Annotated in this window: 11 protein-coding genes; 7 read left to right on the forward strand and 4 right to left on the reverse strand. The window is 71.4% G+C overall.

Annotated elements, in window-relative coordinates:
- Positions 1 to 1,279: 1,279 nt before the first annotated feature.
- Complete coding sequence (locus WMF11_RS21185) at positions 1,280 to 2,647, forward strand: hypothetical protein (RefSeq protein WP_437910317.1); 1,368 nt, start codon at positions 1,280 to 1,282, stop codon at positions 2,645 to 2,647.
- 36 nt (positions 2,648 to 2,683) lie between these two features.
- Here WMF11_RS21185 and WMF11_RS21190 read toward each other — a convergent pair whose 3' ends face one another.
- Entirely contained in the window at positions 2,684 to 4,135 is a 1,452-nt protein-coding gene (locus tag WMF11_RS21190; RefSeq protein WP_437978714.1) for a sigma 54-interacting transcriptional regulator, read from the reverse strand.
- 148 nt (positions 4,136 to 4,283) lie between these two features.
- On the opposite strand from WMF11_RS21190, the gene WMF11_RS21195 reads away from it, so the two are divergent.
- Positions 4,284 to 5,081 (forward strand): hypothetical protein, encoded by a 798-nt coding sequence (locus WMF11_RS21195; RefSeq protein WP_437978715.1) that lies wholly within the window; start codon positions 4,284 to 4,286, stop codon positions 5,079 to 5,081.
- Positions 5,082 to 5,134: 53 nt separating this feature from the next.
- On the forward strand, positions 5,135 to 6,370 hold the full coding sequence (locus tag WMF11_RS21200) for a Stp1/IreP family PP2C-type Ser/Thr phosphatase (protein ID WP_437978716.1): 1,236 nt from the start codon (positions 5,135 to 5,137) through the stop codon (positions 6,368 to 6,370).
- Between the two features lie 104 nt (positions 6,371 to 6,474).
- Here WMF11_RS21200 and WMF11_RS21205 read toward each other — a convergent pair whose 3' ends face one another.
- Entirely contained in the window at positions 6,475 to 6,804 is a 330-nt protein-coding gene (locus tag WMF11_RS21205) for an FKBP-type peptidyl-prolyl cis-trans isomerase (protein WP_437978717.1), read from the reverse strand.
- Positions 6,805 to 6,920: 116 nt separating this feature from the next.
- The gene (locus tag WMF11_RS21210) at positions 6,921 to 7,796 is read right to left on the reverse strand and encodes a M48 family metalloprotease (protein WP_437747267.1); all 876 of its coding nucleotides are present in this window, start codon (positions 7,794 to 7,796) and stop codon (positions 6,921 to 6,923) included.
- 366 nt (positions 7,797 to 8,162) lie between these two features.
- Between WMF11_RS21210 and WMF11_RS21215 the strand changes: the two genes are divergently transcribed.
- Entirely contained in the window at positions 8,163 to 8,735 is a 573-nt protein-coding gene (locus WMF11_RS21215; protein ID WP_437978718.1) for a hypothetical protein, read from the forward strand.
- A gap of 117 nt (positions 8,736 to 8,852) precedes the next feature.
- Here WMF11_RS21215 and WMF11_RS21220 read toward each other — a convergent pair whose 3' ends face one another.
- The gene (locus WMF11_RS21220; RefSeq protein ID WP_437910329.1) at positions 8,853 to 9,908 is read right to left on the reverse strand and encodes a hypothetical protein; all 1,056 of its coding nucleotides are present in this window, start codon (positions 9,906 to 9,908) and stop codon (positions 8,853 to 8,855) included.
- A 179-nt stretch (positions 9,909 to 10,087) separates the two neighbouring features.
- Here WMF11_RS21220 and WMF11_RS21225 point away from each other — a divergent pair, with 179 nt between their 5' ends.
- The 3 genes from WMF11_RS21225 (at position 10,088) to WMF11_RS21235 (ending at position 13,650) form a co-directional block, all read left to right on the forward strand.
- Positions 10,088 to 11,494, forward strand: coding sequence for a protein kinase domain-containing protein (locus tag WMF11_RS21225; protein ID WP_437910331.1), 1,407 nt, complete (start codon positions 10,088 to 10,090; stop codon positions 11,492 to 11,494).
- Between the two features lie 198 nt (positions 11,495 to 11,692).
- The gene (pdhA, locus tag WMF11_RS21230; protein WP_437554259.1) at positions 11,693 to 12,670 is read left to right on the forward strand and encodes a pyruvate dehydrogenase (acetyl-transferring) E1 component subunit alpha; all 978 of its coding nucleotides are present in this window, start codon (positions 11,693 to 11,695) and stop codon (positions 12,668 to 12,670) included.
- Positions 12,667 to 13,650, forward strand: a complete 984-nt coding sequence (locus tag WMF11_RS21235) for a pyruvate dehydrogenase complex E1 component subunit beta (RefSeq protein WP_437554261.1) — start codon at positions 12,667 to 12,669, stop codon at positions 13,648 to 13,650. Before pdhA ends, WMF11_RS21235 begins: the two co-directional genes overlap by 4 nt.
- Positions 13,651 to 13,662: the final 12 nt, after the last annotated feature.

Below are 13,662 nucleotides of genomic sequence, written 5' to 3' on the forward strand. Positions count from 1 at the left end.
CGCGCGCGGCGGCGCCCTTGGTCAGGAGCCCGGCGCATCCGCTGCGAAATCGTCGGAAGCCCAGGCGGCCTCCCCCGCCGAAGCGCCGGCGGTGAAGCCTGGACCCGCGGTGGCGCCTTCTCCTGCTGCACCTGCGGCGCCCACGACGCGCGTCATCGAGGCCCCACCAGCCGGCGCGTCCGGCGTGTCCGACACCGTGATCGAGGGGGTCCCGACCATCGCGATCGGCGAGGACCCGCCGGGGCCGCCCGCGGCGGGGGCCAACTCCCGCGACGCGGGAGCGGCGGGGGCCGGTGAGCAGGCCAGCCCCTCGCCTCAGCCGCTCATCGACGCCCGGACGGCCGGCGGCGCGGCGGATGCGGGTGCCCCGATCGCGCTGGACGGCGGCTCGGTGACGCGGGACCAGCCCCCCGCGCCGGCAGGGAAAACCCAGGTAGGAATGGGTGAGCCGGCGGCCGCGGCCGGCGCGCCAGACGCTGCGGCCGGCGCGCACGCCGCTGAGCCGCAACCGCGGGTGGACCGGTCCCCCTCCCCGCCCCCGGAGAATGAACCGCCGTCGGCACGGACGCGTCCGGCGCGCAGGGGCTCCCGTACGGCGCATCTGCCCAGGGAGAGCGCGGATACCGTGGCCGCATCCGGTGTCCGCACGGAAGACCACGATCCCATCGAGATCCCCGTGTCGACGCCGAACAAGACGGCGCTGCGGGTCGTGCTCGCCCTCGTGGGCGTGGCCTTGCTGGTCTTCGTCGTTCGCACCTTGCGTCAAGACGACGCCGGAGAGGATCCAGGGCCCCCAGCGGCATCGTCGATGGCGGAGACACCCGCCGCAGCGACCACGCCCCCTGCCGCCTCGCATGCGCCTCCCGCGGCAGCGACGGCCGCCACCGCTAAGGACGACGGCGCCTCGCCGGCGCCGAGCGCCTCAGCATCGCCTCCGGCCCCGATGGCGACAGCATCTGCCGCCGCGGCGGCGCCTCCCTCTGTCACGACGCCTCCTGCGGCCACGGCGCCTGCATCGGCCACGGCACCTGCTTCCGCCGGGAGCGCAGCGACGCCCGCGGTGCCAGCGACCAGCCCGAAGGCAGCCCCCCCTGCACAGAGGCCCGCGCCTCCAGCACCCGCGCAGCGTGGCACGAGCTCGACAGGAGGCAGCAAGGGCGGCGGCATCATCCGCGATGCGCCGTTCTGAAGCGCACCTCTCTCTCGCCTCGGCAGCGAGGCCTGCTGCAATCGTATCCTTTCGCGGACGCCGACGAGGCGAAGCCCGATCTGAGGAGCCATGAAAACACGCGCCTGCGCCCCAGTCCTCCTGCTCTCGCTGATCGCTCCCGCCGTGCTCACGGAGGCCGGGCTCCCCCCTTCTCTCTTCAGCGAGCCGCTGAGCTTCGCGCAACCGTCCGATCCCGTGACCGAGGTCGCGCGCCAGCGCTACGAGGAAGGGGTCAAGGCGTACGACGCCGGTCGGTTCGAGGAGGCACGCACCGCGTTCCTTCAGGTCTACGCGCTCAAGCGACACCCCGCAGTGCTGCTCAACCTCGGCCAGAGCGAGCTTCGCTCCAATCACCTCCAAGACGCCGGCAAGCACCTGCAGCAGTTCCTGCGCGAGCACGCCGCGGCGACGCCGGAGCAGCGCGCGGCAGCGGAGAAGGCGATCGCCGATGTGAAACGGAAGACCGGCTTCCTCGTCGTGACCGCTGACGCGAATGGCGCGGACATCAGCGTTGACGGCGTCCTCATCGGCAAGGCGCCGCTGCTCGATCCGGTGTTCGTGACGCCCGGCAAGCACACCTTGTTCGCGACCTACCTCGACCGATCAGCGACCACGCAGGTGGACGCGAAGATCGGCACAGCCACGCCCGCGACGCTCACCCTCGGAACGACCGGTGCGACGCCCGCGACGCCGCCTGTCGGCGCGCCCACCCCGGCGACGCCGACCGCTGCGCCCACATCAGCACCCCCGGGCGCCGCGCCGCCAGCGCCAGCACAGCCTCCGGCGACGAACACCGCGCCGCCAGCGCCGGGCGCGACCGCTCCCGGCGCGATGGCTCCGGGCGCCGCCGCGCCGAGCCCCTCACCGTCACCAGCCGCGCCGACGAGCTCGGGCGCCGTCAGCGTCTCGACGAGCAGCACGATGGGCTCGATGAGCTCGGCGCAGGCCTCCGGCGGACGCGAGCCGTTCTTCCACTGGTACGCTCGCAAGCCGCTCGCCTGGGCAGGGACCGGCGTCGCCGGGGTCGGCCTGATCATGGGGATCGTCGGCTCGGCCATCACGGTGGACGCGCGCAGCAGCGCCGACGACATCGGGCAGCAGATCGAGACGTACGTCGCGGGTCACCAGAGCGCGATCCCCGTGAACCGCAGGTCTCAGCCCTGTGGCGCGCGCGAAGATCCGTCGGGCGACCTCCCCGACTTCAGGAACGCGTGCGGAAAGCTCCGCGAGAAGCTCGACCGCTTTGACGGCGCGGTCCCTTTGGCGATCACAGGGTGGGTCCTCTTCGGCGTCGGGGTCGTCGGCACCGCGACCTACGCCATGATCGATTGGTACCCGCAGAAGCAGCAGACCGCGGCCGACGGGCCGCGCATCACCGCGATCGCGCCGTTCGTGGCGCCAGGTCAGGCCACGCTCAGCGTCGCGGGCGCCTTTTAGCGCTGAGGTCCGGTGCGCTCGCGCCGCGGATCGAGCTCACGTATCCCTCGCGGCACGAAGCAGATCCCGCATCGTCGAGCGCGGGACATCCGCGAGCCGCGCAGCGGCGCTGACGTTGCCGCCCACCTCCTCGAAGGCGCGGAGCGCATCGGCGGGCGTGATCTTCCGGCGGACCGGGGGCTCGCGATCGGCGATGACCGCCGTGATGTGCTCGGGCAGCACACGACCATGCGCGCGCAGCGCGGCCTGGATGAGCACGTTGCGGAGCTCTCGGACGTTGCCTTGCCAGCGGTGCGCCCGCAGCGCGGCGAGCGCCCCAGGGGACAGCTGGCGCCGGCCAATCTCGGAGCTCGCCAGGAGGTGCTCGGCCAGGAGCGGGATGTCGTCGGGCCGATCGCGCAGCGCGGGGAGCTGAAGACGGCACACCGCCAGGCGCTCGTAGAGATCCGCGCGGAAGCGACGCTCACTGACGAGGGTCTCCAAGGGCTCGCAGGTGGCGACGACGAGCCGCACGTTGACCTGCGTCGCCCTCTCCGCGCCCAGCGGGCGGACCATCCCCTCCTCCACGACGCGCAGCAGCTTCGCCTGGACCTCCAGCGAGAGCGCCGCGATCTCGTCGAGGAAGAGCGTCCCATGGCTGGCCTCGACGAACGCCCCCTGACGCTCCCGAACCGCGCCGGTGAACGCACCCCGACGATGGCCGAACAGCTCGGACTCGGCGAGCTCCCGCAGGATCGTGGCGGCGTTGAGGACGACGAACGGCCGGTCGGCCCGGGGGCTCTCCGCGTGGATCGCCCGGGCCACGAGGTCCTTGCCCGTGCCCGACTCGCCGCGCAGCAGCACGGGGAGCTGGAGCGGCGCCACCCGCCGCACCGCCGCGGCGAGCTGCCGCATGGGCCGCGAGCGGCCGATGAGCCCGGGGAGCGGCGGCCCATCCTCCTCGATCACCGGGATTTTTCGGGCCGCTTCGACGCACATCGCCGTGCGACCGATCTCGAAGCAGCCGCCAGGAACGAGCAGCGCCTGACGCACGCGGACGCCGCCGACGCGAACGCCGTTGCGAGAGCCGAGGTCCGTCACCTCAATCGATGCGCCGCGGTGCGCGACGCGGCAGTGCCGGGCGCTCACCGCGGCATCGTCGAGCCTCACGTCGGCAGCCGGAGCGCTGCCCAGGATGAGCTCGGCCCCCGGCGCGACGGCGATGCGCACTGGAGCGCCTCCGCCGGGATGCTCGCAGCGGAGCCACACCGTGGCGAGCGCGTCGCTATCGTCCACGATCTCCACGGTGACGTCCCGGATCGAGAGGGGCTCACCGCCGCGCGCGCCGGGGTCCGATCGACCGCCGGGCCCTCCGACGAGCGCTCCCGGCAGCGCCACGAGGGGCGCGGCCGGCGTCGCAGGCGGCGCGGACGCCGCCCTATCGCCGTGAGCCGAGGTGAGGGGTCTAAAAGCGCTGTCGTGGTCGCTGCGGATCTGTGCGTCGTCCATGTCCAGGAGGTTTGTCGTCGGCACGCGAGGCGCAGTTGCGTCGCCCGGACGACATTCCTGCTCGTCGGCACGCGCCCCCTTTGCGCTCTGGACCGCGCTGTTCTAGAGGCCGTTCGTGAGATCGCGCTCGACAAGGTGGACCGCGCCGATGCTCGGCGTGGCGGCAGCGGGCTGGGTGCTCTCGGCCAACCAGGCCCTCGCCCAGCCCGCAGATCAGACGACGGCCGCAGCCGAGGAGACGGCCGCAGCCGAGGAAGAAGAGGAGTCCGGACCGGAAGCCGGGGTGAAGCGCCCCGCCGGGCCCGACGAGCGAAGCGGACACCTCCTGCTCCAGGGCCGGGCCGGGTACAGCCAGCCCTTCGGCGGCATGGCCGCCGGTGAACCGGTCACCGACACGGTCTCGGGCGGGTTCGCCTTCGGCGCCAACCTCGGCATCGGCTTGAGCCGCGTGACCGTCCTGGAAGCAAGCGGCTCCTACACCCTGCTCCCGGCAGCGGCAGGCTGCAGCGACTGCTCCGGCCGAAGCCTCGATCTGGGTCTGGGGTTCGTCTACCACGTTGCCCAGGGGATCGCGGTAGACCCCTGGATCAGCTACGGCGTGGGGTACCGGCGAACGGTCTTCACATCGCCGGAGGCCTCGGCGGCCGGCTCGACAGCGACCGATCGTATGTTCCACGGTCTCGATGTCGCCCGCATCGCGCTGGGCGCCGACTTCTACCCGGCCCCGATCCTTGGCGTCGGCGTGTTCGCCGAGCTCGACGCCGGCACCTACCTCTCCCGCCCTGACGAGGGTTCCGACCCCACGGCTTACGGATTCTTCCAGTTCGGTGTGCGCCTCGCGCTGGATCCCCTACCCCGGGGCACGCGACCACCGGCAGCCTCGGCCGGTACGTCACCGAGGATTGCCGCTCAAGCGACCGGCTCCCAGGGAGCAGCCCGCCGCTAAAGCAGCCGGAATGTGGGCGGTCCAGAGCGAGGGGCAGGTATAATCTGCCGCGAATGGGCGAGTTCAGGACGAGCAGCCGCACCCGACCCGTCGCGGCTGCCGTGACCGACGTAGGTCGCCAGCGAAAGCACAACGAGGACAACGTCCTCGTGAAGTCCGAGCTCGGCCTCTTCGTCGTGGCGGACGGCATGGGCGGGCACAACGCGGGCAACGTCGCCAGCGCGCTCGCGACCAAGTCGCTCGACAACTTCTTCGAGGCGACCCGCGCCGGCAGCTTGCCAGGCCCCGTCCCGGCCGACGAACAGGAGCTCGATCCGGAAGCACGGCGCGTCGTCGCGGCGATCCGCAAGGCGAACCACGATGTGTTCGTCATCTCGAACACGTACACCCAGCACCAGGGCATGGGCTCGACGGTGGTCGCCGCCTACGTGTCGTGCGAAACGGAGCAGATCCACGTCGGGCACGTCGGCGACAGCCGCTGCTACCGGATCCGACACGGCGAGATCGAGCAGCTCACGAAGGACCACTCGCTCATCAACGACGCCCTCGCGCTCAAGCCCGACCTGAGCCAGGACGAGCTGGCGAGGCTCCCGAAGAACATCATCACGCGCGCGCTCGGCATGAAGGACGCCGTGAAGGTCGACATCCGCTCGGAGCACACCCAGCCCGGCGACGTCTTCCTGCTCTGCTCGGACGGGTTGAGCGGGATGATCTCGGAGCAGCAGATGCTCGATGTGTTCGACGTCACCCAGGATCCACACGAGGCCTGCGAGCTCCTCATCGAGATGGCCAACGAGGCGGGCGGGACCGACAACATCTCGGCGCTGATCGTCCGCATCCAGCTCGACGCGCAGGACGAGCGGCAACCGAACAGCGCCGAGCTCGACGACACCCGGCCCCTCCACGTCGATGAGCTCGGCGAGACGGTTCCGCCCGCGGCGGTCCACGAGGGACAGCTCCAGGTCGACGAGGTCGATCGCGACGTCGCGGCGCAGCAGGTCCACTCCATCGCGGACAGCAGCCTGCGGAGCCAGGCCCACAGCGCGCCAGGCACGGTGGCGCGCATGGCCGCCGCGCCGCTCACGGATCGGCGCTCGCGGGCCGCCGCTGGCTCCGGTCGCTACACCGCGGTGACGACGGCGGCGAGGCCTCCCGCGAAGGAAGCCCCGCCATCGAAGCCCGCAAAGCGCGCGACCGAGGTGCGGGTCGCGCGGTGCGCGCACTGCAAGCACGAGCTCTTCATCGGCAACCGGTTCTGCGTCGAGTGTGGCGCCCCCATCAAGCCGTGAGCCGCGCCGCGGGCGTCATCGGGACGGCCGCGTCGGCGTCGACCTGCGCCGCCCCGAGCGCCGGTCGCTAGCAGCGGCCGACGCAGCGGGGCCGACGCCGCACGTCACTTGACCGCGAGCAGCTCGACCTCGAAGACGAGGGTCGAGTTCGGCGGGATCACGGGCGGGAAGCCGCGAGCGCCGTAGCCGAGCTCCGGCGGGATCGTCAGCTTGCGGACGCCGCCGATCTTCATGCCGGCGACCCCCTGATCCCATCCCTTGATCACCTGCCCGGCCCCCAACTTGAACGAGAATCCCTGGCCGCGATCGCGCGAGCTGTCGAACTTGTCGCCGTTGGTCAGCGTGCCGACGTAGTGCACCGTCACGAGCTGGCCGTGCTTCGCCTCCGCGCCTGTGCCTTCCTTGAGGTCCTCGATCCCGAGCTCTGCTTGCATGGTCGACTCCTTTCGGCGCGATGGGAGGAGCGCTGCACGGTCGCGTCAAGCCGAAGCAGCAGATGAGCCCTCCGGACGAGCGCCCGCGAGCGCTAAGACGCCCGGGGAATCGTGGCTCAGCCGCCGAAACCAGGGAACGTGAACACGGGCGCGCCTCCGGTCATCCGCCAGGTGTTGGCGGTCTGCTGGACGACGGGCTGCCGCAGCAGCGGGTGCGGGTGCGTCTGCTCGAAGGCAAACAGGATCGTGGCGGGCGTGAGCTGATCGAGCGACGCGAAGAAGCCGAGCGTGAGCATCGCGCCGCCCTCGGTCCAGCGGTACCCCTGCTGCCGCGCGCCAGCGGCGAGCAGGTTGTTCACCCCCGCCACGTCCGCGGCGATCTCGTTCGGCTGGTTGAAGATGGGGAGCGTGCGGGACAGCATCCGCCCGAGATCCGCGGGCGTGACGCCCCGGCTCCCCCCCTGCCCGTTCGCGCAGCCCGTGTGCCCGAGGTGATGGTGGCCGAGCTCGTGGCCGAGAACGAACGCGAGCTGCTCGTGGTAGAGCTGGCGCTGCCGCTCGACCTTGCGCGCGTCCGTGTGCTGCACCGGATCGACGAAGCCCACCGGCGGCCGGACGATCGGCTGCCCAGGCCGCTGCCGCTGCGCGAGCATCCGCAGGAACTCGTCGAGCTTCCTCGTCCCGAAGACCTCGTCGGTCGCCTTGAACTGCGCGATCTGCGCCTCGACCTCGAGCAGCCCGTCGGTGATCGCCATGAACGGCATCCGCTGGTCGTCACAGCCGGCGAACGCGTTCACCTCGCCCACCGTCGGATCGGCGATGAACGGGATGCCCCTCACCTTCTGCTGCGAGGCCGCCGGCAGCGCGCCGATCAACGCGCCCATGACGACGCCGGCCTCGGACTGGAGCCAGCTGACGTTGATGTCGTTGATGGGATCGCCGAGCACCGGCAGCCCCGGCATCGTGGGCACGTTGAAGGTAGGCGCCGGCACAGGCCCGGTCTGCGCCGGCGGGTACCCGGGTTGCTGCGGGTACCCGGGTTGCTGCGGGTACCCGGGCTGCTGTGGAGGAGCACCCTGCTGGGGCGCGCCGTACGGAGGATAGGCCTGGCCGTACGACGGCTGAGACGCAGGCCGGCGCGAGCTGCCTCGCTGACAGCCTGCGACCAGTCCGAGAGCCAGAACGAGGGCGCCGATCGGTCGAAGCAGATTCATCGCCGCGAGCATAGCGCACGGCGAGGGGGTCAACCTCGTCGCACCGCGCGCAAGATCTCGTCGCGCGGTCGCGGTCCGTGGCGCACGCCGCGGCGCCGCGATGAGCCGAAAGCCGGGCGCCGGGCGTCAGGCGCAGGAGGACCGATGAACAGACACAGTGCCTGGTCTGCCGCCGCCGCCACCCTGTGGATCAGCGCCGCCGCGCTCTCTGGCTGCGGCGGGGCCTCCGTCGCGCAAGCCCCGGTGGCGCCGGAGCCCGCCAGTGCGACCTCGATGTCGCCGCACAAGGGAAGCGCCGTCGAGACCGCCGATGATGCGCTCGCGGAGCTCGAGCGCGCGGAGGACGAGCTCGATCAGGCGATCGGCGCGCCCGCGCAGCGCGACGAGGGTCGGGCCGTGGCGGAAGCGGCGCAGCCGGGAGCGCCGCCGCCGGCGGCTTCACCGCCGAGTCCGAGCGTACCCGACAGCCGCGCCGCGCCGTCACCGCGGGCGACGGCCGCCGGCGGCGAGCCCCCGGCCAAGAAGATCGGGGCCGAGCCGACGTCCGCGCCGCCGTGCGAAACCGCGTGCCGCGCGCTCGCGTCCATGAGCCGCGCGGCGCAGCACCTCTGCGGGCTCGCCGGCGATGCGGACCAGCGGTGCGATTCCGCACGCGCCCGGGTCAAGAGCGCGACAGACCGGGTCGAGGCGCGGTGCCCGCGCTGCGCCGAGCCCTGAGCCTCGACCAGGGACGCACCGCCCTCCGCTCCAGTTCGACATGAGCGGCGCTGCCGTCGCGCACAGCTGTGCCCACCTCGATACGGGCCGAGCGCGCCTTCCGCTCAGACGACGGCCTCACGGGCCCGGCGCGAGGAGCTGAAGCAGCCGCACATTTTTGTACATATCCCCGAGCGAGCCTGCCGCCGCATGGCCGGCCTTCGCGAGCAGCTCGAGCTCCTCGGGGCGCACCTCCACCTGCACCGTCAGCCGGCCGGCGCCCGGCTCCACCGCGAGGGTGGCGCGCTTCGCGATCTCGACGAGTGCCGCCCCGGACTCCGGGCCAACGAGCGCCTTCAGCGCATCGACGTTCGCGCGCTTCTCCTCGAGGAGCTTCCGGAGCTCTTCGGCCGCCTCGGCTGACGCGGCGTCGATCGCGACGGTCGCCGAGAGCCCGCCCTTCGTCGCGACGCCGACGGTGACGGCGCGCGGGCCCGTGGAGCCGGTCAGGATCGCGCGGAGGCTCGGCTTGCTCTCGGAAAGGAGGGCGACGCCCAGGAGGGGACGATCCCACCCGATGTGCGCGAGGCGCGACGTCGCCTCGTCCCGGCTCGCCAGCGACGTCCCCGCCTCCTCGGCGTCGATGCTCGCGCGGATGTCCGGCTCGGCGCCATACAGCAGGATCGACCCGTCGCGCACGGCGATCGCGTCCTCGCCGGCGCGGAGCAGGTACTTCACGCCTTTGTACTCTGCCTGGACGTAGCTGTGCGTCGCCAGTCGCTCCGCGAGCTTCTGCTCGTTGAAACGCCCGCGCGCGACCACGAGCGACGGGGCGACGACCAGCTTGTCGACGTCGAACCCGAGATCGATGCCCGTCGCCTTCTTGATGTCGTCACGGGTGCGCTCGATGTGCAGGCGCACCGCGCCCCCCTCCGCGCCGAGCGCCTGCAGGTCGATCTGGTGAGGGTCGACGATCACCACGCCGGGGACGTTGCCTTGGACATATTCGAGCAGCGACTCGTCTCTCGGGAAGGTCGCGGCGCGGAGGTGCGCCACGCCGAAGCCGAGGAGCCCGGTCTGCTGGGCGAGGACGATGATGAGAACGAGGCCGACGAGCACGATGTACTTGGCCTTGCCTCGCTTCTTCGTAGCTCCGGCGACCTGGACCGGCTTCGACGCGCTCTCGGTGCTCATCTGTGCTCGCTGCGCCCTCTCTGGGATGCCGCGCGCCGCCAGGCCCCTGCGGGAACCGCCTCCGCAGAACCACAAGCGCCGCTCGTGGACCCGGGGCGCGCTGCGGCAGAGCATAACCGGAAGCGAGACGCCGGCCAGGCCTTCCGCCGGGGCCGCCGGCCGGATAGAACCGACGCGACGTGCCTCGATCCTCGTCCTCCGATGGCGGCGGCGCGCTCGCACAGCCGAGCGATAGCTCCGTGCTGCCCGCCGCCCTCGGCCGCTACCACGTGCAGCGCCTCCTCGGCGAGGGCGCGATGGGGCGCGTGCTGCTCGCGCACGATCCGCTGCTCGATCGCGACGTCGCGCTGAAGCACCTGCGCGACGACCTGCGCATCCCGCGCGACGTCCGCGAGCAGCTCATCGTGAGGATGCGCCACGAAGCGCGCGCCGCCGCCCGGGTGACCCACCCGAACCTCGTCACGCTCCACGACGTCGGCGAGGACCCGGACTTCGGGCTCTACCTCGTCTTCGAGTACGTCGAGGGGCCGACGCTCAAGCAGCACCTCCTCGAGCGGCCGCTCTCGGCGTCCCAGGCGGCGCGCCTCGCGTGCGAGCTCGGCGAGGCGCTCACGATCGCGCACCGGGCAGGCATCGTCCACCGCGACATCAAGCCGGAGAACATCATCCTCTCCGCGAACGGCGGCAAGATCGCCGACTTCGGCATCGCGCGGATCCCGGACTCGACGCTGACGCACCAGGGAGGGCTCATGGGGACGCCCGCGTACAGCGCGCCGGAGACGTTCCGCGTCGGGAAGTTCTCGCCCGAGAGCGATCAGTTCTCGCTCGCCGCCGTCATGTACGAGGCGATCTCCGGGAGCCGCGCGTTCCCGGGCGACGACGCGGTCTCGGTCGCCTCGAAGATCGCGAGCGACGAGCCGCCGCCGATCGCGAAGGAGCTCGGCCTCCCGCCGTCGCTCGATCAGGTGCTCGCGCGCGGGCTGTCGAAGCGACCCGAGGACAGGTACCCGAGCTGCGACGAGTTCGGCGCCGCGTTCGCGAACAGCCTCGAGTGGGCCGCCTCCAGCCAGATGCCGAGGCGGATGCTGGACAGCGCCGTCACGGCGACGCCGGCGCCGCCCGCCGAGCCAGCGGCGGTGCGCGCAGATCCGCTCGACGCCGACTTCCCTCCCCGCGAGCGGAAGGCGGGGCAGATCGCCGTGGGCGCGGCCGTGGTCGTGGCCACGGCCGCGCTGCTCCTCCACACCGCGCTGCGATCTGCAGACGCGCCCGCCGAGGAACCCGCCGTCGGAGCAGCGCCGATCGCCTCGTCGGCCGCCACCGCGCCCCGACCGCGCCCTGTGCCGTCGACGCGGCCTGCGCGCCCGAAGCACGACCCCGCCGACACCACGGCGCGCGCGACGGTCAGCGCGGAGCCCAGCGCAAGCGCGCCGGGCAGCGCCACGACCTCGCCCGCGCCGACCGCGCTCCCCGAGGACGAGCAAGGCGCGGACGCCGGAACACCGGAGACCGACGATCTCGACGTGCCAGAGACCACAGAGCCCGGCACGCAGGACGCCGGTGGTGCCGATGCTGCTGCGCGTTGAACGGGTGACATCGCGGATGCGTTGTCACGCGGAAAAAACTCCCGTAAAGGAGCCCGAGTAAGCACCGTCGCTGTCCTGCACGGCCGACGTCAAGCGCCTCGCTGGGTCCGTCGCAAGCTCCGGAGAGGCCCTGGAATCACGCCGATCGCTGCCCTAGCGACTGTCTGAATTGCTGTTCTGCCCCTTGAGATCCCCGCGATGACTACCCTGACAAACGGCGACGATCTCCATCTGTCGCTCTACCGAAAGATGTTCCAGATACGCCGCTTCGAGGAAGAAGCGGCCCGCGCGTACGCGCAGAGCAAGATCGGCGGGTTCCTTCACCTGTACATCGGTCAGGAGCCCATCGCCGTCGGTGCTTCCGCGGCGCTCCGCCCCGACGACTACGTGATGACCACCTACCGCGATCACGGCCTCGCGCTCGCCCGCGGGATGAGCTCGCGCGCCGCGATGGCCGAGCTCTACGGCAAGGTCACCGGGTGCTCGAAGGGGCTCGGCGGCTCGATGCACTTCTTCGACAAGGAGCACAACATGCTCGGCGGCTACGGCATCGTCGGCGGGCACATCCCCATCGCCGTCGGGACCGCGTTCGCGTCGAAGTACCGCGGCGAGGACCGGGTCTCGATGGTGTTCTTCGGCGAGGGCGCGGTGAGCATCGGCGACTTCCACGAAGGGATGTCGCTCGCGGCGCTGTGGAAGCTGCCGATCGTGTTCGTCTGCGAGAACAACGAGTACGCGATGGGGACGCCGCTCTCCCGGACGCTCTCGGTCGAGGACGTCTCGCTGAAGGCGCTCGCCTACGGGATGGAGCGCGATCGCTTCAACTCCGAGCACGTCCTCCAGGTGCGCGATCGCCTCGCCGAGGCCGTCGCGCGGGCGCGCACGAACTCGGAGCCGACGCTTGTCGAGATCAGGACGTACCGCTTCCGGGGCCACTCGATGAGCGATCCCGGCAAGTACCGGACGAAGGAGGAGCTCGACGAGCGCAAGAAGAAGGACGTGCTCCTTCGCTCGCGCATCGAGCTCGAGGAGAAGGGCCACAAGGCCGCCCTCGAGGCGATCGAGAAAGAGGTGGAAGACGAGATCACCGACGCGATCCGCTTCGCCGAGGAGAGCCCCGAACCCGGGCCCGAGGTGCTCGAGCCCACAACCTATGCAGGACCTTTTGCGCGATGACCGTCCTAAGATTCCGTGAGGCGGTTCGCGCCGCCATGGTCGAAGAAATGGAGCGCGACGAGCGGGTGTACCTCGTCGGCGAGGAGGTCGGGCACTACCAGGGCGCCTACAAGGTGACCGAGGGGATGCTCGACAAGTTCGGGAGCAAGCGCGTGATCGACGCGCCCATCACCGAGAGCGGGTTCACCGGCATCTCGATCGGCGCGGCGATGGTCGGGCTCCGGCCGATCGTCGAGTACATGACGTGGAACTTCTCCGCCGTGGCGTTCGACCAGATCCTCAACAACGCGGCGAAGCTCCGGCAGATGTCCGGCGGGCAGCTCAGCATCCCGCTCGTGCTGCGGGCGCCGAACGGCTCGGCGAAGCAGGTCGGCTCGCAGCACTCGCACTCCATGGAGCACTTCTACGCGCACGTCCCCGGCCTCAAGGTCCTCGCGCCCGCGATGCCGGCGGACGCCAAGGGTCTCCTGAAGTCGGCGATCCGGGACGACAACCCGGTGCTCTTCATGGAGAGCGAGACGCTCTACGGCGTGAAGGGCGAGGTGCCCGACGACCCTGATTTCATCGTGCCGATCGGGGTCGCCTCGATCGTGCGCGAGGGGACCGACGTCTCGATCATCGCGTGGAGCCGGATGGTGCACGTCGCGCTCGAGGCGGCCGCGGAGCTGGAGAAAGAGGGCATCAGCGCGGAGATCGTGGACCTGCGTTCGCTGCGCCCGCTCGACGAGGAGACGATCGTGAAGAGCGTCACGAAGACGCACCGCGCGGTCGTGGCGCACGAAGGCTGGCCGTACGGCGGCGTCGGCGCGGAGATCGCCGATCGCATCCAGCGGCTCGCGTTCGACGACCTGGACGCGCCCGTGCTGCGCGCGACGACGCTCGACGTCCCGATGCCCTACAACGCGCGGCTGGAGCAGTACGTGATCCCGCAGGCGTCGCGGATCATCGAAAATGTTCACCGCGTTCTTTACAAAAGCTGACTGAGCGGACCC

Source organism: Sorangium sp. So ce295 (genome assembly GCF_051527405.1).
GTDB classification, from domain to species: Bacteria; Myxococcota_A; Polyangia; order Polyangiales; family Polyangiaceae; genus Sorangium; species Sorangium cellulosum_B.

What these genes read in the sequence shown, in the direction of transcription:
- WMF11_RS21185 (WP_437910317.1), top strand. Translation starts at nt 1,280, where the DNA reads ATGAAAACACGCGCCTGCGCCCCAGTCCTCCTGCTCTCGCTGATCGCT.
- WMF11_RS21190 (WP_437978714.1), bottom strand. Translation starts at nt 4,135, where the DNA reads ATGGACGACGCACAGATCCGCAGCGACCACGACAGCGCTTTTAGACCC.
- WMF11_RS21195 (WP_437978715.1), top strand. Translation starts at nt 4,284, where the DNA reads ATGCTCGGCGTGGCGGCAGCGGGCTGGGTGCTCTCGGCCAACCAGGCC.
- WMF11_RS21200 (WP_437978716.1), top strand. Translation starts at nt 5,135, where the DNA reads ATGGGCGAGTTCAGGACGAGCAGCCGCACCCGACCCGTCGCGGCTGCC.
- WMF11_RS21205 (WP_437978717.1), bottom strand. Translation starts at nt 6,804, where the DNA reads ATGCAAGCAGAGCTCGGGATCGAGGACCTCAAGGAAGGCACAGGCGCG.
- WMF11_RS21215 (WP_437978718.1), top strand. Translation starts at nt 8,163, where the DNA reads ATGAACAGACACAGTGCCTGGTCTGCCGCCGCCGCCACCCTGTGGATC.
- WMF11_RS21220 (WP_437910329.1), bottom strand. Translation starts at nt 9,908, where the DNA reads ATGAGCACCGAGAGCGCGTCGAAGCCGGTCCAGGTCGCCGGAGCTACG.
- pdhA (WP_437554259.1), top strand. Translation starts at nt 11,693, where the DNA reads ATGACTACCCTGACAAACGGCGACGATCTCCATCTGTCGCTCTACCGA.
- WMF11_RS21235 (WP_437554261.1), top strand. Translation starts at nt 12,667, where the DNA reads ATGACCGTCCTAAGATTCCGTGAGGCGGTTCGCGCCGCCATGGTCGAA.